The organism is Tannockella kyphosi (assembly GCF_021054785.1).
In the GTDB taxonomy this organism is placed as follows: Bacteria; Bacillota_I; Bacilli_A; order Erysipelotrichales; family Coprobacillaceae; genus Tannockella; species Tannockella kyphosi.
Genome location: NZ_CP088239.1, coordinates 175,695 through 194,861 on the forward strand (window position 1 = coordinate 175,695; position 19,167 = coordinate 194,861).

The window sequence follows — 19,167 nt, forward strand, 5'->3', positions numbered from 1 at the left end:
TATAATGAAAAACATCGTTAAAACAGACAAAGCACCAGGAGCTATTGGACCATATAGTCAAGGAGTAAATGTTGGAAATTTATTTTTCTTTTCAGGACAAATTCCTTTAGATCCAGAAACTGGAACAATGCCTGCAGGTATTGAAGCACAAACAAAACAATCTTTAAATAATGTAAAAGCATTATTAGAAAGTCAAGGATTAGGATTTGAAGATGTTGTGAAAACAACTGTATTTTTAGATAGTATGGATGATTTTGCATGCGTAAATGAAATTTATGCTACTTACTTTGTAGAACCATATCCTGCTAGAAGTGCAATAGAAGTTGCAAAATTACCAAAAGGTGCGTTAATAGAAGTGGAGGTTATTGCTTCTAAAGGATAAACAGAAAATTATCTTTTTATCTAGACGTAGTCAGTATGTATCATTTAAAGTATATAGTAGTGGAGAGTTTACTATTTACTATGACGAAAAGCCATTTAATACAAATGGTTTTTTATTTTGTATAAATTTGTTTAAAATTTAAAAAAAAGAGCATACATTATTACATGGAAACAAAATAATAGCATATAGTATACCAGGAGGGAGAATATGGAAATTACTGTAAATTGGGTTCGTGATGATGAAGAATTAAATGAGTTTTATGAGTGGAAAGATTATGATGATATCGAAGTGATTACAAAATATCAATTGATTTGTGTTGATGATGAAACAATGAAAGATATGATTTATGGTTGTTTTGATTTATTAGATAGTCATTATTTTCAACAACTATTAGTAGTATCTAATAAAAAAACATCTTTATGTTTAGAAATCGATAAATCAGGCAAACTTATTTATCGTGGGACTTTTGATTTAAAAAGCCAACGAAATATGATAAATAAAGTAAAAAATAGTACTTATCAAACATTAACTTATCGTATGCATGATGAAGGATTAGCGAAAGAATATGGTTTAACTAGAAAAGAAAGAACAAAAAAACAATACCTAGAAGATAAAATAGATCAAATGTATGTTGAAGAATATGATCAATTTATGACAATGTGTCATCAAATAGGTATTAAAGAAAAAGAATGTTTATCTAAATATATTTTATTAAAAAAGAAAATGGAAAAAGGATATACCTTTCTCCATGAATTATTATATAACGAATATGTTCTCAATCAATAATCAAACAATGTTTGATTATTTTTTAATTGTAATACCAATCTTTCGTTCTACCTTTGCTAGTTTCTTACGAGCAATATTACGTGCAACAGTAGCCCCTTGTAATAAAACATCATCTAAATAACTACCTTTAATAATCTCTTGATAACGCTCTTGAATAGTTGTTAATTCTTGACCTAATATTTCAGCTAAATCTTTCTTGAAAACACCATAACCAACTCCAAGATATTGATTTACAATATCTTGAATTGTTCTATCTGTAAGAATAGAATATATTTCTAACAAGTTAGAAATACCTGGTTTATTAGTACGATCAAAAGCAATAATACCATCACTATCAGTGACTGCCGACATAATTTTCTTTTTAGAAACAGCAATATCATCTAAAATATAAATACATCCTTTTCCAGCTTCATCAGATTTAGACATTTTTTTAGTAGGATCTTGTAAATCCATAATACGTCCACCGACTTTAGCAGTTAATGGTTGAGGGATAGTGAATGTATCACTATAACGACGATTGAACTTTTCAGCAACATCACGAGCTAATTCAACATGTTGTTTTTGATCTTCTCCAACCGGAACAAAATCAGGATCATACATTAAAATATCAGCACTCATTAAAGAAGGATAATTAAAAATACCTGCTCCTATTGATTCATTTTTTGCTAATTTATCTTTATATTGAGTCATTCTTGCTAAATCACCCATTCCCACCATACAACCTAAATACCAACCTAATTGAGCATGTTCTAAAATATCAGATTGTAAAAATAAAGTTACTTTGTTAGGATCTAAACCTGCAGCTATATATAAAGCAATTAAATCCTTTGTATTTTTTCTTAACTCTTTTGGTTCAATATAAACAGTCATTGAATGAAGATTAGCAATAAAGATATACATATCATATTCATCTTGGTAGCTAACAAAAGGTTTAATAGCACCTATATAGTTTCCTAAAGTTACTCTCCCTGTTGGTTTAATACCACTTAACATTTTTTTCATAAATAAATTCTCCTTACCTAATAACCATTATTATACGGTAAAAAAAAGAAAAAAGAAATAGTAAAAGCAGGGATATGGTAGTATAATAAGCGTATTGGAGGGCGATTTCAATGATACGTATATATACAGCACCAAGCTGTGCTTCTTGCCGTAAAGTAAAAGCATGGCTAAAAGAACATGACATTGCTTATGTTGAAAAAAACATCTTTGCAACACTACTTCGTAAAGAAGAATTAAAAGAACTTTTAGAACGTAGTGAAAATGGTACAGATGATATTATTTCAAAAAGATCAAAAATAATAAAAGAACAAAATATTGATTTAGATGATATGTCTATGAATGCATTAATCACTTTTATTCAAGAAAATCCATCAATCTTAAAAAGACCAATTATGATTGATAATAGACGTTTTCAAGTAGGTTATAATGCAGAAGAAATTCGTGTATTTATCCCAAGAGAATTAAGACAACTTGCAGAATGCTGTCCATCAACAGATTCATGTCCACAATTCAGACTTGATAGCAAAGTAACATTACAAGATTTATATGATAAAAATTTTGATTGTAAAAGAGAACAAAAAGGAGAATTATAATAATCCTCCTTTTTTTAATGCTCGAACTACCTTGCTAGGACAGTTTGTTGTATAAGTTAAATCATATTTTTTAATAATTTTATAAAACTCTTCTAATCCTAATTCAGGATCAGTTACTTCAAATTCCAATTCAAAATCAGTTGTTTGACAATATTCATTCTTATCAATGGATAACATTCCTAAAGGTAATGGTATATCACAACGGTAAGTAGATAAACAAAGTGCTGGTTTTATATCTGTTTGTTCTATATTATATCCTTTTAAAATAGTAACTATTTCATTTTCTACTTTTTCTTGATGCATTAGCTTTTTAACGATACTAGCATCAATCATTATATTTGTTTCATGACTACCAATTATTTTATCCTTTTCTTTTAAAGTGAATTCATATGTATTTTCTTTTTGACGAATACGTAACATTAATTTGTTTTTAGAAATGTTTGGATGTGTAAAGTATTGATTTATTTGAGTATATGATTTTGATATTTGTTTTTGATAATCTTGGATGATTTGATGATAAGTTTCTTTGTTTAAAAGTAATTTAAATTCTATTTCATGAAGTTTTTCCATATTTACCCCCTTTTCATTATTCTATACTATAATTTTTATAGACGCTAGTATATAATAGAAAAAAAGGAGTTTGAACAATGGATAGATATACAATAGTAGCTAGAAAAGATGAATTATCTTTATCTTTAAAAGAAGCTTTAAAAGAAAAATTGGATAGTCATTTAATATGGGATACATTGCATCCACAATTAGTAATTAGTATTGGTGGAGATGGAACAATGTTAGAATCAGTACATACTTATTTAAGAGAAGGAGCTTCATTTGTAGGGCTTCATACTGGTACTTTAGGATTCTTTACAGATTATAAAAGAGAAGAAGTAGATCAATTAGTATCTGATATTTTAAAGAAAGAATATCGTTTTGAAAATAGAAACTTATTGGATGTGAATGTTTATTATAATCAAGAAAAACGTCATTATTATGCTTTAAATGAAGTTCGTTTTGATCATGGTTTTATGGCACAGGTAATGGATGTATATATTAATGGAGAGTTATTAGAAACATTTAGAGGGAATGGTGTATGTGTTTCAACACCTTCGGGATCAACTGCTTATAATAAGTCATTAGGGGGAGCTATTATTTATCCAGGACAACCATTAATGCAATTAACAGAAGTAGCAGGGATTGGTCATAATGCTTATCGTTCTTTAGGATCTAGTCTTATTTTAACGGATAAACAAGTGATTTGTTTAAAAGGAAAAGATTTAAAGAATATTTCGGTAGATCATTTATCTTATTCTTTTGATCATGTAGATAAAATAGAAATATCATTGTCTTCTAAAGTAGTACCATTTATTGAATATCGTCAATTATCATTTATTCAAAGAATTAGAAGAGCGTTTATTTACGAATGATAACCATTGTATCTAAGCATCTTGAGGGTATTTCTTTAAAAGAATATCTTTATTCTATGGAAATAAGTAGAAAAGCATTAAAAGATATTAAATCAAAAGGAGATATTCTTGTAAATGGTTTACATCAAACAGTACGTTATTTAGTAAAAGAAGGGGATCGTATAGAAGTTATTTTTCCTAAAGAACAACATACGATGTCTTTCTATCCAATGGATTTAACAATATGTTATGAAGATGATCATTATCTTATTATTTATAAACCAACTAATTTACCTTGTATTCCTACTAAAAGATATCCTCATCATACACTAGCAAATGCATTAGTATCTTATTATCATCAAAATAATATTCAAGCTACTGCTCATTTTGTAAATCGTTTAGATAAGGATACGCAGGGATTATTACTAGTTAGTAAAACAAGACAAGGACATGCTCTTTTATCAAAAGATATTAAACAAGTAAAAAGAGTCTATTATTGTATGGTAGAAGGTATTCTAGAAGGTACAGGTATCATTGATACAAAGATTATAAAAAAAGAAGACAGTTATCAAAGAATAGTTTCTAGTCATGGCAAACAAGCTATTACACACTATCAAGTAATAAAACAATATAAAGATAAAACATTAGTAGAATGTGTTCTAGAAACAGGAAGAACACATCAAATAAGGGTCCATATGGCACATATTGGACATCCATTATGTTTTGATACAATATATGGAGCAAGCCAAGAAGGAACCTATTATTTAGAGAGTATTTATATACAATTTATCCATCCTTTTACAAATCAAGTTGTTTGTATAGATAATCGAAAAGTAATATAAATTATTATTTTTAATCCTTATATTTGAGAAGAAAAATAAAATATGATAAAATTATAAAAACGGGAAAATAATGGAAGTAGGAGAGGTTATGGGGAAAAAGAAAAAAAGTATCTTAATAGTAATATTGGTTGTACTAGTGGCAGCAGGAGCTTGTGCTGGCTATGTGTACTGGAAAACACCAACATTACATGCATTAGAAGACACAGTGTATGTAGAATATGGACAAGAGGTTTCTATTGAATTAGAAGATTATATAGACTTGGCTTATGTAAGTGATGCAACTTACCAAGACATGAAAGAAAATTGTGTTATTTCACATAACTTTAGTGATATTACAAATCCAACAACTGGTGTATATGCATTATACTTTGCGTATGACAGTGAATTGTTACATATTAATATTGTAGTTAGTGATACTACTGCACCAACATTTGATGATGTGCTAGCGTATGTCGAAATATTTGGGAAAGTAGATATTGAAGAAGATATCTTAGCAAACTTCTCATGTACAGACCAAAGTCAAGTATCTCTTTCATTAGATGATAGTGAAGTAGACTACTCACAAATTGGGGAACAAACAGCATCTATTATTGCAACAGATAGTGCAGGGAATCATGCTAGTTATGAAATTACATTAAATATAACCAAAGAGATAACTTCTATTACCTATGAAAGTGAAGCTATGTATGTAGGTGATACGTTCACTTTTTCACCTACTATAGGCCAAGATGTAACCTATCAATCAAGCGATCAAGATATAGTTGTGATTGATTCTAAAGGACTAGTGACAGCAGTTACTTCTGGTAAAGCAACAGTTACTGTTTCTACAGGTGATATTACTGCAAAATGTGAAATAGAAGTAGTTTCTTCTTTGTCACCAGATGAGGCAGCATACGATAGTACAAATAGCGATTTTGAAGAGGAAGAAGTAGAAGAGGAAGAAGAACAAGAAGTAGAAGAAGAACAAGAAGAGGAAAGCGAAGATAGCAGTGAGTCATCAGATAGTTCATCAAGTAACTCAAGTTCATCTAGCAGTTCGAGTTCATCAAGCAGTTCAAGTTCATCAAGTAACTCTAGTTCATCAAATAGTTCAAGTTCATCAAGTGATTCAAGTTCATCAAGTGATTCAAGTTCATCAAGCGACTCAAGTTCATCTAGCAGTTCGAGTTCATCAAGTGATTCAAGTTCATCAAGTGACTCAAACTTAACAGATGGTACAGGGGCAGTTATTTCTTCAGACACACTAGCTTTAGTTAACGAAGAACGTGCAGCGCTTGGGTTGAGTGCATTAACATATAAAGCAGCTTTAGGTGAAGCAGCAAAAATTCGTGCCAAAGAAGCAAGCTCTACTTGGAGTCATACTCGTCCAGATGGGTCGAAAGCAAGTACGGTTTATCCAGCATCTTCTTCAGGGGGATATTTTGGAGAGTGTCTAGCAAGAGGGCAAACTAGTGCTTCACAAGTAGTAGTAAGTTGGTCTAATTCAGAAACGCATTGGGATGCGTTAATGAGTGATAAATATACTTATTGTGCAATTGCGTATTATATAGGTGCTGATGGATTATATTATTGGTCAGCCATTTTATCAAATTATTAAAATAGAATAGGTAGATAGTATCTACCTATTTTCTTATGTGAGGACAAACAATGAAAAATAGATTTTTAGTGATTATTATTTTTTTGTGTTTATTAGTAGCTATTGGGACAATAGAATACTTTGTAACACCAGTAGTAGAAGCAAAAGAAGTTGTTTATGAATATGGTGATAGTGTTAGTTTAGATCCGATGAATTATCTAGATTTAAGTGAGTTATCTGATGTTAAACAACAACAAATTATAAATAAAATAAAGATTATAGAATATAATTTTGATAATTTAGATTGTCCTAGTGTTGGAGAATATTATTTGATTATTGATTATGATGGACAAAATATCGAGATTAAAGTAGAAGTAAAGGAAACAGAAGATTTTGAATTTATAGAATTTAAGGATTCATTAGAAGTGATAGAAGGTTGCTTTTCAAAACAAGAAGTGATAGAAAACTATGCTTGTGATAATGAAGTTCTATTTGATTTAGAAGATGATAATGTAGATTATCAAACAGCAGGTAGTTATCTAGCAAATATTGTTGCAACAAATGAACTAGGTAAAATTCTTAAAAAAGAAATAGAAATTGTTGTTATCAAACCTACCATTGAATTAGATGTATCTAAAAAAAGCTTAGAAATAGGTGATAGTTTTTCCTTAGACCCAACAGTAACGGGAAATCAAGATATTATATATACCAGTAGTAACAGTACAGTTGCTAGCGTTAGTTCATCAGGACAAGTTAAAGCATTAACAGCTGGTAGTGCTACTATTTATGTGGAAGCCAATGGTATTACTGAAGAATGTGCAATAACAGTATCAAGTACTACAGCTTCTACGAATACAACAAACAACTCTAGTAGTTCTTCCTCTATAAGTGCAACTCCTTATGTTAGTAGTAGTGCTTTGGAACTAATAAACCAAGAAAGGGTAAAACTAGGAATAACAGAGTTGACTTATAGTACAACAGCAAAGAATGTTTCTTTTGTAAGGATAAAAGAATTAGTTGAAAGCTTTTCTCATTTGCGTCCTAACGGGCAGTATGTAAGTAGTGCTTATAATGAATTAGGATATTCTATTGGTGCAACAGGAGAATGCATAGGCGTTGGTCAAACTTCAGCTAGCCAAATAGTGGCAAGATGGCAAGTATCTTCTAGTCATTGGGAAGCGTTGATGAATCCAAAATATCAATATGGAGTAGTGTCGTATTATCAATACGACGGGAAAACATATTGGATAGCAGAATTATATGCAAATTAAAAGTCACTTTTATAAGTGACTTTTAATATCTCTTTTTACGATTTTGAATTCTAGTTTGTCTTTCAATATCAAACAACAAACCAATAGCTATCATATAGGAAATCAAAGAAGATCCACCATAGGATATAAAAGGCAATGTAATTCCGGTTATTGGAACAATTCCTAAAACCATCCCAATATTCCATATTTGTTGGAATAACAACATCCCCATTAAACCAGCTATAAAATATTTATCCTCTTCATGATAAGAACGTAATCCAATCACTATTACAACAACATCAAAAGCTACAATAGCAAAAATAGTAACAAAAGCACCTACTAAACCAAACCCTTGTGCAATTACTGCAAAAATAAAGTCTGTTTGAGCTTCTGGAAAAGACATAATAGCACTTTGGAAACCATATCCCAATAATCCACTACCACCATAAGATAACAATGCATTAAACAACTGATAGCCCTCATTTCCATACGTTCCTTCAGGATCTAACCAACCATATATACGACTAATCTTATGGTCTCCACCTAAAATGGAAACAAATAAATCATGATTATAAATAAATAAATAAGTAGCGATACCTAATATACAAGCTATCAAAATAGCACCAAATAAAAACCACCTTGACTGCATTCCACTAGCAAACAACAAAAAGATAACAGAAGCAAAAATAATTAATACAACCCCAGTATCATTCCCTAAATAAATTAATAAACAAGGAGGGAAAGAAACAAGCAATACTCGACCAAGTAGAATAATATCAGTAGAAAAACAATGAGTATCATAACGATGATTATGTTCTTTTGTTACTTTTGCAAGCATTAATATAATCGCTATCTTCATAAATTCAGAAGGTTGAATATCAAAACCAGGAAATTCATACCAAGAAGTAGCTCCATTTGTATTTTTTGCAAAAGGAATGATTGAAATATCAAAGTAGTTAATAGCATAATGTTCCACAACTAATAAAGCTAATAGAACCATTAAAATACCATAAATAACATTAATAGAACTATAAATACGATCATTTTTATAATTATAGACAACTGTAATAACAACAAAAGAAATCAAGTAAAAAACAGCTTGTTTTATCCAATACCCTTCAGGATTGTTATAATATATTAAAGGAGTTGCACTTGCAATAGCAATACAACTAATTATCATTAAGGCAATAATAGCAAGAAACAATGGCTTACTAATTAAATTAAAGTGTGATTTGAACATGATTGCTCCTTTCAAATAGGTGTAGTTTTTAAAGTTCAGTTATAGTATACTATAACTAGAAAAGAAATAAAGAAGTTTAGGAGGAAAATGAATGGAATTTGAAATGATTTTAATAGCTATCGTATTCGTAATAGCTTTGTTTATTGGTTTGAAAGTTTTTAAAAATGGAGTATCAAATAAAAAAACAACAGAAATATCTTTTCAAGATTTCAACTTTGATATGGATACTTTCTTAAATGCTTTAGGTTCATTAAATAATATTACTGGATGTGAGGCAACTAATTCAAAGGTGTCTATTATTTTAAAAGATGAAACAGATGTTGATATAGAAAAATTAAAAAGTGTAGGAGCTTCTGGAATTGTTTGTACAGGAAATAAAGTAATGATTATTTTAGGGCAAGTTTCTAAAACAGTTGCTACTTATATAAATGAGAGACTAAGCAGATAATCTGCTTAGTTTTTAGAAAGAGAGGTGTTCTATGGATAGATATAATAGAGCAAAGGATTATGAACCTTTATTTGATCAATGGTATATAGATGGATTAATAGAAACTGGTCATACACAATCTGTGTTTTCATTAAAGAATGGATATACAGATTCAATTATGTATCTTCGTATTGTTACTTTTCATGATGATGATATTGAGTTTTTAGAAGATTCTGTAGAAAGAGTGTTATCATTGATTAATATGGATGGTGGTAAATTTTTTGGGCAAGATATTAGTGATTTTGAACAGTATATTATTGAAGTAGATGGTGCTGTAACAGGAATAGATGTATGTATGTTAATGGAAGAATATGATGAAACAGAGCAAGATATCACTTTAATAGATGGTCATACGCTTCATGCAATGGGATTGCATTATGTAGAACAAAAAGAATTTCAACATGCAGTGGAGTGTTTTAGAGAAGGTAGAAATCAAGGTTATAGAGAATGTATTGGTGCATTGGGTGGTATGTACGATGAGGGGTATGGAATAGAACAAAATTATACAGAGGCAGCTAAGTTATATCTTGAAGCAAGTGAGATGGGAGATGTATTATCGACTTGTAATTTAGGGATTTTATATGAAGAAGGTCTAGGTGTAGAAAAGGATGAGTATCATGCATTTGAATTATACAAAAGAGTTGAGTTAGAAGGATTTCCAAAAACAAATTATCGATTAGGATATTGTTATGAACTTGGGATTGGAACACCTATTGATTTGAAACTAGCAGTAGAAAATTATAAAATAGCTAGTGAAGGTGGTTATATAGATGCCTTCTACTTTTATGCAATGTGCTTAGAATATGGAGAAGGTGTTGAGAAAGATTATGTAAAAGCGGCTTTTTGGTATGGACAAGGTGTTGAGGTAAAAGATGAACGTTGTATGTATCGTTTAGGGGTTTTATATGAGCATGGATTTGGGTTTGATATGGACTATTTCCAGGCTGCTAATCTTTATCAAGCAAGTGCTGATTTAGGATATCTACCGGCAATTGCATCGTTGGCAAATTGTTATGAATTTGGTAACGGAGTAGAAATGGATAGTCAAAAGGCAAGAGAATTGTTTTTAATGGCAGCTAGATCTGGTTATGAAAGAGCACAGGTATTTTTAGGATTCTATTATGAGGAACATCTTGAAATACGACATGCTCTATTTCGTGCCAAGTATTGGTATAAACAAGCAGTCAAAAGTGGTGATCCTCAAGCAATGTGCGGTTTAGGTTTTTTGTATGAAATAGAATGGGGACAACCAGAAAAAGCATTTGAATATTATATGCAAGCAGTAGAATTAGAGTATTCACCAGCAATATGCAATGTAGCTTATTGTTATGAAATAGGTGTAGGAGTAGAAGAAGATATTAATAAAGCTATTGAATATTATCAAAGAGCGTCAGCGCTTGGATTTCCTAGAGCAATGTGTAATCTTGCAAATATTTACTTAAAAATAGGAACACCAGAAAACTTAGAATTATCTTTTGATTTAAATATGGAAGCTGCTAGAAGAGGTTATTCAAGTGGGTATTTTAATGTTGGAGCTGCTTATCAATTTGGAAATCATGTAGAAAAAGACAATGAAAAAGCAAAAGAATATTATCGTTTAGCAGCAAACCAAGGTCATACAACAGCACTTTATAATTTAGCTAGTGTTTATGAAGAAGAAGAAAATAGTATCGAATCTTTAAAGATACTTTATGAATTACATGATGCTAAATATCCTGAGGCAGGATATCGTATTTTCTTTGCATTGTATGAGTTAAAAGATGATAGATGTTGGGATTATTTGAAAGAATCAGCGAATTTAGGATATGTTCCATCTATTTATGAGATGGCAGATTATTATATAGATAATGAAAATAAAGAAGAAGCACTAAGGTGTTTTGACACGGCAGCAAAAGCTGGTTATGAGGATGCAATAGCTAAATTAGGATGGTGTTATTTAGTTGGCTTTGAAGTAAAAACAGATAAAAGAAAAGCAGTAGAATTGTTAAAAGAAGCAGATACTGGGTATTCTAATTATTTGTTAGGGTGTATGTATTTATATGGTGATGGACGTAAACAAAATAATCGTTTAGCTCAAAAGTATTTAGATAAAGCGGTTAATCAAGGATATGAGGATGCAGATGAAGAATTAATAGAATTATATAGGAGAAAGTTGGATGAACTTTAATAAATACTTAGAAAATTATGCAAATCTAATCGTAGTATCGGGCTTAAATGTCCAAAAACAACAAACGGTAGTAATAGAGGCAGAGGTAGAATCAGTCGAACTAGTGCGTTTAGTTACGAAATATGCTTATCGTCAAGGTGCAAAGGAAGTAGTAGTACGATATAGTGATGAAGTAGTTACTCGTTTAAAATATGAAAACTGTGAACAGTCTGTTTTTGAAACAGTACCTACATGGTTATCTAACTTCAAAAATGATTATGCAGCTATGAATGCTTGTTTTCTATCTATTATTAGCGATGATCCAGAAGCATTTAAAGGGGTAGACCCAACAAAAATGGCATCATGGTCAAAAAGTGTGAATAAAGAATGTCGAGTATTTAGAGATTTACTGGAAAACAGTACCAATGCATGGTGTATTGTAGGGGCGAGTAGTGTGAAGTGGGCTAATCGGGTATTTCCTGATATGTCTGATAAAGAAGCTTATGATGCATTGTGGAGTGCTATTTTTAAGGCAACAAAAGCAGATCAAGAAGATCCGAATGCTGCATGGATAGAACATCGTGCAAGTTTTGAAAGAAGAGTAAAATATTTGAATGAATTAAATATTGATACACTTACTTATACAAATAATTTAGGAACGAATGTGAAGGTATCTTTGATGGAAGGATATTTATTTGCTGGAGGTGGGAACTATTTACAAAATGGTTTATATAACATTCCAAATATTCCTACTGAAGAAATATTTGCTAGTCCTATTTTTGATAAAACAGAAGGTATTGTTTATAGTTCGTTACCTTTAAATTATAATGGAAATATTATTGATGAATTCTATATGGAATTTAAAGATGGAAGAGTTGTGAATTATGGAGCAAAAAAAGGTTATGATGTTTTAAAGGAAATGATTGAATTTGATGAAGGTAGTCATTATTTAGGGGAAATAGCATTAGTTCCTTATGATTCACCAATTTCAAATATGAATATTACTTTTTTAAATACTTTATTTGATGAAAATGCTGTTTGTCATTTTGCTATTGGTAAAGGATTTAGTGAATGTATCGTAGGTGGCTATGAGATGACAAAAGAAGAGTTACAAGAAAAAGGGATTAATGATTCTTTATTACATGTTGACTTTATGATAGGAACAAATGATTTACATATTGTAGCTTCATCAAAAGATGGTCAAGAGATAGAAGTGTTTAAAGAAGGAAATTTTGTTTTTTAGTTGATAAATGTAGGAAAATTAAATTTGACAAGTAAGAATAAACAAGATAATATAAGTTCTTGCAAGGAGATTAAAAATGAGTGAATATATACAACAAGTACAAAAAAGAAGAACTTTCGCTATCATCTCACATCCCGATGCTGGTAAAACAACATTAACAGAAAAGTTCTTATTATATGGTGGAGCAATCCAACAAGCTGGGACTGTAAAAGGGAAAAAGAATAGCAAACATGCAACTAGTGACTGGATGGAGATTGAAAAACAAAGAGGAATCTCTGTAACATCTTCAGTTTTACAATTTGATTACAATGATTTTTGTATTAATATCTTAGATACTCCAGGACATCAAGATTTCTCAGAAGATACTTATCGTACGCTAATGGCTGCAGATTGTGCCGTAATGGTCATTGATGCTTCTAAAGGGGTAGAGGAACAAACAAGAAAACTATTTAAAGTTTGTACCATGAGACAAATCCCAATCTTTACCTTTGTTAATAAAATGGATCGTGAAGCCAAAGACCCATATTCTTTAATGGAAGAAATTGAACAAGAATTAGGAATTGAAACTTGTGCCGTTAATTGGCCAATTGGTTCAGGTAAAGAGTTTAAAGGGGTTTATGAAAGAAATGACCAAAGTGTTATTCGTTTTATCCCAGTTGATGGTGGAAAAAGAGAAGTAGAAACAAAAGTAATGGATGGACATGATCCATTATTACAAGAAGAATTAGCACAAGATTTATATAATAAATTACAAGAAGATATTGAATTATTAGATATTGCAGGTAATGATTTTGATTTAGAAAGAGTTCGTCAAGGAAAATTATCTCCAGTATGCTTTGGTTCCGCATTAACAAACTTCGGGATTGAACCATTTTTACGTCATTTCTTAGAAATGACTACATCTCCATTACCAAGATTAGCAGGAGAAAAATTAGTAGATCCATTAAACGAAGACTTTAGTGCTTTTGTATTTAAAATACAAGCAAATATGAATAAGTCTCATCGAGATCGTATGGCTTTTATGCGTATATGTTCAGGTAAGTTTACTAAAGGAATGGAAGTATATCATTTCCAAGGAGCTAAAAAAATTAAGTTAAATCAATCAAAACAACTAATGGCAGATGAAAGACAAGAAGTAGAAGAAGCATTTGCAGGGGATATTATTGGTGTTTTCGATTCAGGTATTTTCTCTATTGGAGATACGATTACTACCGGAAAAGAGCGTTTTGCATTTGATGGGATACCAACCTTTGCACCAGAACATTTTGCTTTGATTCGTAATAAAGATACGATGAAAAGAAAACAATTTGTAAAAGGTGTAGAACAAATTGCAAAAGAAGGAGCAATCCAAATCTTTACAGATATTGGTGGAGGTATGGAAGAAATTATTGTAGGAGTAGTAGGTGTCTTACAGTTTGAGGTATTAGAACATCGATTAGCGAATGAATATAATGTAGAAATCATAAGAAGTGGTTTACCTTATCAATATATTCGCTGGATGAATCAAGATGTCGATGTTAAAAAATTAAATCTTTCAAGTGATACAAAACAAGTACAAGATTTAAAAGGACAACCATTATTATTATTCACAAATGATTGGGGAGTACGTTGGGCAACTGATAAAAATCCGGAATTAAAATTAGCTTCATTTAGTAAATAGAAGACATATCGTAAGATAATTTGTTATATTGACAAGTTTCGCATTCTTGATTATACTATTAGACATACAAAATAAATGTTGTTGGGGGATAATAAGAATGAAAAGAATAACAGCCATATTTATATGTGCGATGATTTTTATGATAAATGCAAAAACTGTATTTGCAGCAGAGATGCAAGCTGTTTTTGAAGTCACACCAAATGCACCTATTTATATGTGTTTTACAATGGTAATGGCTATTGTTACAGGAATTGTAGTATATGATCGAAAGGAAAAGGATAGCTAAATTTAGCTAAGCCTTTTTTTATGGTGTAAATGAGTATCGTTAAATCAGAATATGTGTTATTGTAGAGCTAGAAAAGGAGCTGATTTCTATCGCTAACACAGGGAAAAGAAGAAAATGTCGATGCATACAAACAATGGATATTTACATAAAAAAAGATCGTCAAATATTGTTTGAAAAAGCAATGATCTATGACTGTGTTATTCGTGAAGATGCTAAACAATCTACATATTATAAAATATATGGAATAGAATATGATTTATCTTGTACAGAAAATGAATTTAATGAACATTTTGTACTCATTTTAAAGCTGTAACTTGGTTACGCTTTTTTTATTGAGAGGAGTTTGTTATTTTTGGATAGCTATGTTATAATGTCGCATATGGCAAAAGAGGAGAAATGTATGAATAAAGATTTCTATATTGGAGATATCAAATCAGATGAAGATATCAATAACTTATCAATTGCTCTTGTAGAGTTAGAAGAGGTTTCACGTATGAAAATACATGGATCAGCTATCTCTTTTACGTGTGCTGATTTAACACATGTTCAAGCAGTAGTTTGTTCTATTGATAGTGAATTAATTTTACATGAAATAATAAATGAAAAAAGAAGAGTTTATAAAAATAATGGGGAAGAAAAGGAAATGATTTTCCTTTTTAAGAATCTTTCTAATATAAATGAAGCAACAGAGATAGAGGATATTTTATCAAAGTATGCTATGTATCAAGATGTTACAGTTGATTTTCCTAATAAATTATTAACACTTACTACAAGTGATAAAATAGCTTTAACTAGATTAAATCGTATTGTTGATAAAGTAAATCCTGATATTGATGTCGAAGAATGGAAAAAGCCTTTCCGTTCCCAAGATATTTTTCAAGAAAAATACATGGGAAGATATTTAAAAATAAGTGTCTTATTAGTTTGTGCTTCTTTAGGGGTTGTAACAACATATCAAAGTTCTTTGATACCAATGATTGGGTGGTTGGTTGCTATTCTTATTTGTTTAGAAGGTATTTTGAAGAATGCAAAAAGAGATTTATCTTTAAAGAATTATATGACTGAAAATACATTAATTATATTGGCTTGTTTTTTTGGATGGGCATATGGAGCTTATGCAGAAACGTTACTTGTTGGTTTGATTTATCAATATGGAGACAAATTATATGTACATTTTGTTTCTATATTCCTTGCTAAAATAGATGCTACAGTTAGTGTTCCTAAATTTGGTAAAAAGTATGATAAAGAAAAGGGTTATGTTTTAACACCTTTAGAAGAATTTGATATTGGTGATATGTTGGTTGTTGAAAATGGAGATGTTGTTTTATTAGGTGGAAGTATTCATGTAGGAACAAGTTCGATTGATACATTTGCAATTGATGGTAGTGAAGTAGTAACGGAAGTTAGTATTGGAGATGCGATAAGTAGTGGTTCTTTAAACAAAGGTGATACACTTATTGTTTGGGTTAGTGCTTTAGCTTCACAAAATGTATTCTCTAAGTTATTAGATATTGCTGCTTCTTCACCAACTTATGAATCAAAAACACAAAGAATGATGGAAAAAGTAGCAAAGTATACAATGATTACTTTTGTGATACTTGCTTTAGTTACAGGAATTGTTTTCCCAATAGTTGATTTTGAATTATACCATGAATACTTATATGTTGCAGCGATTGTATTGACGGTAGCTAGTACATATGCATATAAACAAGTAGCGTCTTTAGGTGTTTTAGCCGGTGTGGCTAAATCATTTAAAGAGGGAATTATTATTAAAGAAAATAGTGGATTAGATTCTTTACGTTCTTGTGCGACTATTGTATATGATCGTTTTGATGGGGTGGAAGTAACAGAAGAAGAATTACTATTATTTGATCAATTGAAACAATCAGGGAAAGATATTATTATCTTTAATGATGGTCCCGTTGATTTAATTAATGATCAACATGTTATTTATAATGATTTAACAGTTGTTCAAAAGAAATCAGTAATGGATGAAGCAATGGCACCAATAGCTTATATTGGTGATACTGCCAAAGATGTAGAATTACTTCAAAAAGCATATGTAGGTATTGCTAGAGGTGGTTTACATGATCCAATAGTGACTAAAAATAGTGATATTTTAATTGCAAAAAGTGAACTTTCTACAATTTATCAAATGTTAAAAATTGCTAAAAAACAAAAAGCAATTCAATATGAAAATACAATTATTAGTATTTGTAGTAATCTTTTATTAGTGTTATCAGCATTCTCTTTAACAATGCCTTGGATTGTGGCGGCGTTAGTTTATATGTTAACAATTGTAGTGTTCTTATTAAATACAACTAGAATATTAAAATAGCTCACGATGGTGAGCTATTTATATAAGGAGGAAAAAATGAAATATAATGTAAAACAAGAAATGTTATTGCTTGATTTTTTAATGATTCATATGTCTCGTAAACAAGCAAAACTATATTTAAAGTATAAACAAGTTTATTGTAATCAAATGGCCAATATAACCCATGATTATGTGGTGAAGCCTGGGGATGTAGTAGAAATAAAAAAAGAACAAGCTAGCCCATTAGATATTCTATATGAAGATAATGATTGTGTTATTATTAATAAGCCTAGTGGCTTATTAAGTATGTCTGGTGGTGGAGAAAAAGAAAAGACTGCTTATCATTTAGTTAGTACTTACTTAAAAACAAAAGACAAGAATGCAAGAAACTTTATTGTGCATCGTTTAGATAGAGATACATCAGGTATTTTATTGTTTGCTAAAAATGAAAAAATGAAAAACTTATTACAAAATGATTGGAATAACTTAGTTATTCAAAGAGGATATATTGCAATTGTTGAAGGTAAATTAAAACAAGACAAAGGAACCATAAAAAACTATTTAGATGAATCTAAAACACAACAAGTTTACATTACCAAAAAAGGTGGTAAATTAGCAGTAACACATTATCGTGTTTTAAAAACAAACAACAAACAAAGTATGGTAGAAGTATACTTAGATACAGGACGTAAAAACCAAATTCGTGTCCATATGCAATCTTTAGGTAACAGTATTGTTGGTGATAAGAAATATGGAGCAAACACAAACCCAATCCAAAGATTAGGTTTACATTGCCATGATTTTTTATTCACGCATCCTATTACAAAAAAGAAAATTCATATTCAATGCGATAGTCCAAAAAACTTTACTGATTTATTCAAATAAGCCTAACGTAAGGAAGGATTAGAATGATACAATAAAACTGGATTTAATATGTAATGGTTTCACAAAACTTCGAAGCTTAAAATAATTAAAAAACTGATACACAAAGTTCGATACTTTGTGTATCATTGATTGTTCATAGTAACTCCTTTCTATGTTGTTTAGCAAGGCATCTATGAACTTTTTTATAAGTTTACATTCAATGAATTAGAATTGACTATGGATGAAAAAGTAGTATAATTACATCGAACAGTTAGCTGATACTAACTATAAAGAATGCATTTTAATATTTGTTAAGTTTTTGGTAAGCTATACTTTGTATAGTGGGTATCGAATAATTTGATTAGGAAAGTGGAGAGCGTTTATGAAGATTGTAGAATTTGATCATGTAAGTCGTGTTTATGAAAATGGAAGTCAAATATTTAAGGCTTTAGATGAAGTGAGTTTCACGCTAGAAGAAGGTAAGTTTATTGTAGTTCTTGGTCCTTCTGGAGCAGGTAAGTCAACATTATTAAATCTTTTAGGTGGGATTGACAGTCCAACTTCTGGACATATATTAGTGGATGGGGAAGATATAGCGGGCCTTAGTTCCGATGAACTTGCTGATTATAGAGCAAGTAAAGTTGGTTTTATTTTTCAGTTCTATAATTTAATTCCAGCATTAACGGTACATGAAAATGTAAAACTTGTTCATGAAAATACGAAAAATGCAATTTCTGCTACTAAAATATTAGAAGAAGTAGGACTAAAAGAACATTTAAAAAAATTCCCACATGAACTTTCAGGTGGAGAGCAACAACGTGTTTCTATTGCAAGAGCGATCGCAAAGAATCCTAAAATATTACTTTGTGATGAACCAACAGGGGCATTGGATTCCTCAACAGGAGTACTTATATTAAAACTATTATTAAATATGACTAGAGAACATAATAAAACAATTGTAATTGTGACTCATAATCAAAAAATAGCTGAAATGGCGGATGTACTAATACGTGTAAAAAATGGTAAGATTAATGACTATATTGAACAAGCTAATCCTATCTCTGTAGATGATATTGAGTGGTAGGAGGAC

19 protein-coding genes are annotated in these 19,167 nt (G+C 30.3%); 16 read left to right on the forward strand and 3 right to left on the reverse strand.

From position 1 onward, the window contains the following. Positions 1–4 precede the first annotated feature (4 nt). Positions 5–382: a RidA family protein gene (locus LRR82_RS00995; RefSeq protein WP_249029656.1), complete on the forward strand. Its 378-nt coding sequence runs from the start codon at positions 5–7 to the stop codon at positions 380–382. Between the two features lie 207 nt (positions 383–589). Beyond that, positions 590–1,168, forward strand: a complete 579-nt coding sequence (locus tag LRR82_RS01000; protein WP_249029657.1) for a hypothetical protein — start codon at positions 590–592, stop codon at positions 1,166–1,168. A gap of 15 nt (positions 1,169–1,183) precedes the next feature. Here LRR82_RS01000 and trpS read toward each other — a convergent pair whose 3' ends face one another. After that, entirely contained in the window at positions 1,184–2,170 is a 987-nt protein-coding gene (gene trpS, locus LRR82_RS01005) for a tryptophan--tRNA ligase (protein WP_249029658.1), read from the reverse strand. Between the two features lie 110 nt (positions 2,171–2,280). Here trpS and spx point away from each other — a divergent pair, with 110 nt between their 5' ends. Further along, positions 2,281–2,763 carry a transcriptional regulator Spx gene (gene spx, locus LRR82_RS01010; RefSeq protein WP_249029659.1) on the forward strand — a complete coding sequence of 161 codons (483 nt, stop codon included), beginning with the start codon at positions 2,281–2,283 and terminating at the stop codon, positions 2,761–2,763. Here spx and LRR82_RS01015 read toward each other — a convergent pair. Next, positions 2,758–3,333 (reverse strand): CYTH domain-containing protein, encoded by a 576-nt coding sequence (locus LRR82_RS01015; RefSeq protein ID WP_249029660.1) that lies wholly within the window; start codon positions 3,331–3,333, stop codon positions 2,758–2,760. The genes spx and LRR82_RS01015 overlap by 6 nt on opposite strands. A 77-nt stretch (positions 3,334–3,410) precedes the next feature. On the opposite strand from LRR82_RS01015, the gene LRR82_RS01020 reads away from it, so the two are divergent. The 4 genes from LRR82_RS01020 (at position 3,411) to LRR82_RS01035 (ending at position 7,855) form a co-directional block, all read left to right on the forward strand. Beyond that, entirely contained in the window at positions 3,411–4,187 is a 777-nt protein-coding gene (locus LRR82_RS01020; protein WP_249029661.1) for an NAD kinase, read from the forward strand. Next, a complete protein-coding gene (locus LRR82_RS01025; protein WP_249029662.1) occupies positions 4,184–5,008 on the forward strand; it encodes an RluA family pseudouridine synthase in 825 nt (274 codons plus the stop codon). Before LRR82_RS01020 ends, LRR82_RS01025 begins: the two co-directional genes overlap by 4 nt. Before the next feature lie 88 nt (positions 5,009–5,096). After that, positions 5,097–6,605, forward strand: coding sequence for a CAP domain-containing protein (locus LRR82_RS01030; RefSeq protein WP_249029663.1), 1,509 nt, complete (start codon positions 5,097–5,099; stop codon positions 6,603–6,605). Positions 6,606–6,655: 50 nt separating this feature from the next. After that, a complete protein-coding gene (locus tag LRR82_RS01035; protein ID WP_249029664.1) occupies positions 6,656–7,855 on the forward strand; it encodes a CAP domain-containing protein in 1,200 nt (399 codons plus the stop codon). Positions 7,856–7,877: 22 nt separating this feature from the next. On the opposite strand, the gene LRR82_RS01040 is transcribed toward LRR82_RS01035, so the two are convergent. Further along, positions 7,878–9,074 (reverse strand): FtsW/RodA/SpoVE family cell cycle protein, encoded by a 1,197-nt coding sequence (locus LRR82_RS01040; protein ID WP_249029665.1) that lies wholly within the window; start codon positions 9,072–9,074, stop codon positions 7,878–7,880. Between the two features lie 91 nt (positions 9,075–9,165). Here LRR82_RS01040 and LRR82_RS01045 point away from each other — a divergent pair, with 91 nt between their 5' ends. The 9 genes from LRR82_RS01045 to LRR82_RS01085 all read left to right on the forward strand — a co-directional run bounded on the left by LRR82_RS01045 (position 9,166) and on the right by LRR82_RS01085 (position 19,161). Beyond that, positions 9,166–9,522 carry a hypothetical protein gene (locus LRR82_RS01045; RefSeq protein ID WP_249029666.1) on the forward strand — a complete coding sequence of 119 codons (357 nt, stop codon included), beginning with the start codon at positions 9,166–9,168 and terminating at the stop codon, positions 9,520–9,522. 31 nt (positions 9,523–9,553) lie between these two features. After that, the gene (locus LRR82_RS01050; protein ID WP_249029667.1) at positions 9,554–11,728 is read left to right on the forward strand and encodes an SEL1-like repeat protein; all 2,175 of its coding nucleotides are present in this window, start codon (positions 9,554–9,556) and stop codon (positions 11,726–11,728) included. Then, positions 11,718–12,950, forward strand: a complete 1,233-nt coding sequence (locus tag LRR82_RS01055; protein ID WP_249029668.1) for an aminopeptidase — start codon at positions 11,718–11,720, stop codon at positions 12,948–12,950. The genes LRR82_RS01050 and LRR82_RS01055 overlap by 11 nt, the downstream gene beginning before the upstream one ends. A 76-nt stretch (positions 12,951–13,026) precedes the next feature. Beyond that, the gene (locus tag LRR82_RS01060; RefSeq protein WP_249029669.1) at positions 13,027–14,610 is read left to right on the forward strand and encodes a peptide chain release factor 3; all 1,584 of its coding nucleotides are present in this window, start codon (positions 13,027–13,029) and stop codon (positions 14,608–14,610) included. Between the two features lie 97 nt (positions 14,611–14,707). Continuing rightward, positions 14,708–14,896, forward strand: coding sequence for a hypothetical protein (locus LRR82_RS01065; RefSeq protein WP_249029670.1), 189 nt, complete (start codon positions 14,708–14,710; stop codon positions 14,894–14,896). A 133-nt stretch (positions 14,897–15,029) separates the two neighbouring features. Next, positions 15,030–15,209, forward strand: coding sequence for a hypothetical protein (locus tag LRR82_RS01070; RefSeq protein ID WP_249029671.1), 180 nt, complete (start codon positions 15,030–15,032; stop codon positions 15,207–15,209). Positions 15,210–15,296: 87 nt separating this feature from the next. Then, entirely contained in the window at positions 15,297–17,234 is a 1,938-nt protein-coding gene (locus LRR82_RS01075; protein WP_249029672.1) for a P-type ATPase, read from the forward strand. 36 nt (positions 17,235–17,270) lie between these two features. Further along, positions 17,271–18,098, forward strand: a complete 828-nt coding sequence (locus LRR82_RS01080; protein WP_249029673.1) for an RluA family pseudouridine synthase — start codon at positions 17,271–17,273, stop codon at positions 18,096–18,098. 361 nt (positions 18,099–18,459) lie between these two features. Continuing rightward, a complete protein-coding gene (locus LRR82_RS01085) occupies positions 18,460–19,161 on the forward strand; it encodes an ABC transporter ATP-binding protein (protein ID WP_249029674.1) in 702 nt (233 codons plus the stop codon). Positions 19,162–19,167 lie beyond the last annotated feature (6 nt).

Bases quoted from the DNA above. Each gene is read 5' to 3' on its own strand.
- LRR82_RS00995 (WP_249029656.1), top strand. From the start codon at position 5: ATGAAAAACATCGTTAAAACAGACAAAGCACCAGGAGCTATTGGACCA.
- LRR82_RS01000 (WP_249029657.1), top strand. From the start codon at position 590: ATGGAAATTACTGTAAATTGGGTTCGTGATGATGAAGAATTAAATGAG.
- trpS (WP_249029658.1), bottom strand. From the start codon at position 2,170: ATGAAAAAAATGTTAAGTGGTATTAAACCAACAGGGAGAGTAACTTTA.
- spx (WP_249029659.1), top strand. From the start codon at position 2,281: ATGATACGTATATATACAGCACCAAGCTGTGCTTCTTGCCGTAAAGTA.
- LRR82_RS01015 (WP_249029660.1), bottom strand. From the start codon at position 3,333: ATGGAAAAACTTCATGAAATAGAATTTAAATTACTTTTAAACAAAGAA.
- LRR82_RS01020 (WP_249029661.1), top strand. From the start codon at position 3,411: ATGGATAGATATACAATAGTAGCTAGAAAAGATGAATTATCTTTATCT.
- LRR82_RS01025 (WP_249029662.1), top strand. From the start codon at position 4,184: ATGATAACCATTGTATCTAAGCATCTTGAGGGTATTTCTTTAAAAGAA.
- LRR82_RS01030 (WP_249029663.1), top strand. From the start codon at position 5,097: ATGGGGAAAAAGAAAAAAAGTATCTTAATAGTAATATTGGTTGTACTA.
- LRR82_RS01035 (WP_249029664.1), top strand. From the start codon at position 6,656: ATGAAAAATAGATTTTTAGTGATTATTATTTTTTTGTGTTTATTAGTA.
- LRR82_RS01040 (WP_249029665.1), bottom strand. From the start codon at position 9,074: ATGTTCAAATCACACTTTAATTTAATTAGTAAGCCATTGTTTCTTGCT.
- LRR82_RS01045 (WP_249029666.1), top strand. From the start codon at position 9,166: ATGGAATTTGAAATGATTTTAATAGCTATCGTATTCGTAATAGCTTTG.
- LRR82_RS01050 (WP_249029667.1), top strand. From the start codon at position 9,554: ATGGATAGATATAATAGAGCAAAGGATTATGAACCTTTATTTGATCAA.
- LRR82_RS01055 (WP_249029668.1), top strand. From the start codon at position 11,718: ATGAACTTTAATAAATACTTAGAAAATTATGCAAATCTAATCGTAGTA.
- LRR82_RS01060 (WP_249029669.1), top strand. From the start codon at position 13,027: ATGAGTGAATATATACAACAAGTACAAAAAAGAAGAACTTTCGCTATC.
- LRR82_RS01065 (WP_249029670.1), top strand. From the start codon at position 14,708: ATGAAAAGAATAACAGCCATATTTATATGTGCGATGATTTTTATGATA.
- LRR82_RS01070 (WP_249029671.1), top strand. From the start codon at position 15,030: ATGGATATTTACATAAAAAAAGATCGTCAAATATTGTTTGAAAAAGCA.
- LRR82_RS01075 (WP_249029672.1), top strand. From the start codon at position 15,297: ATGAATAAAGATTTCTATATTGGAGATATCAAATCAGATGAAGATATC.
- LRR82_RS01080 (WP_249029673.1), top strand. From the start codon at position 17,271: ATGAAATATAATGTAAAACAAGAAATGTTATTGCTTGATTTTTTAATG.
- LRR82_RS01085 (WP_249029674.1), top strand. From the start codon at position 18,460: ATGAAGATTGTAGAATTTGATCATGTAAGTCGTGTTTATGAAAATGGA.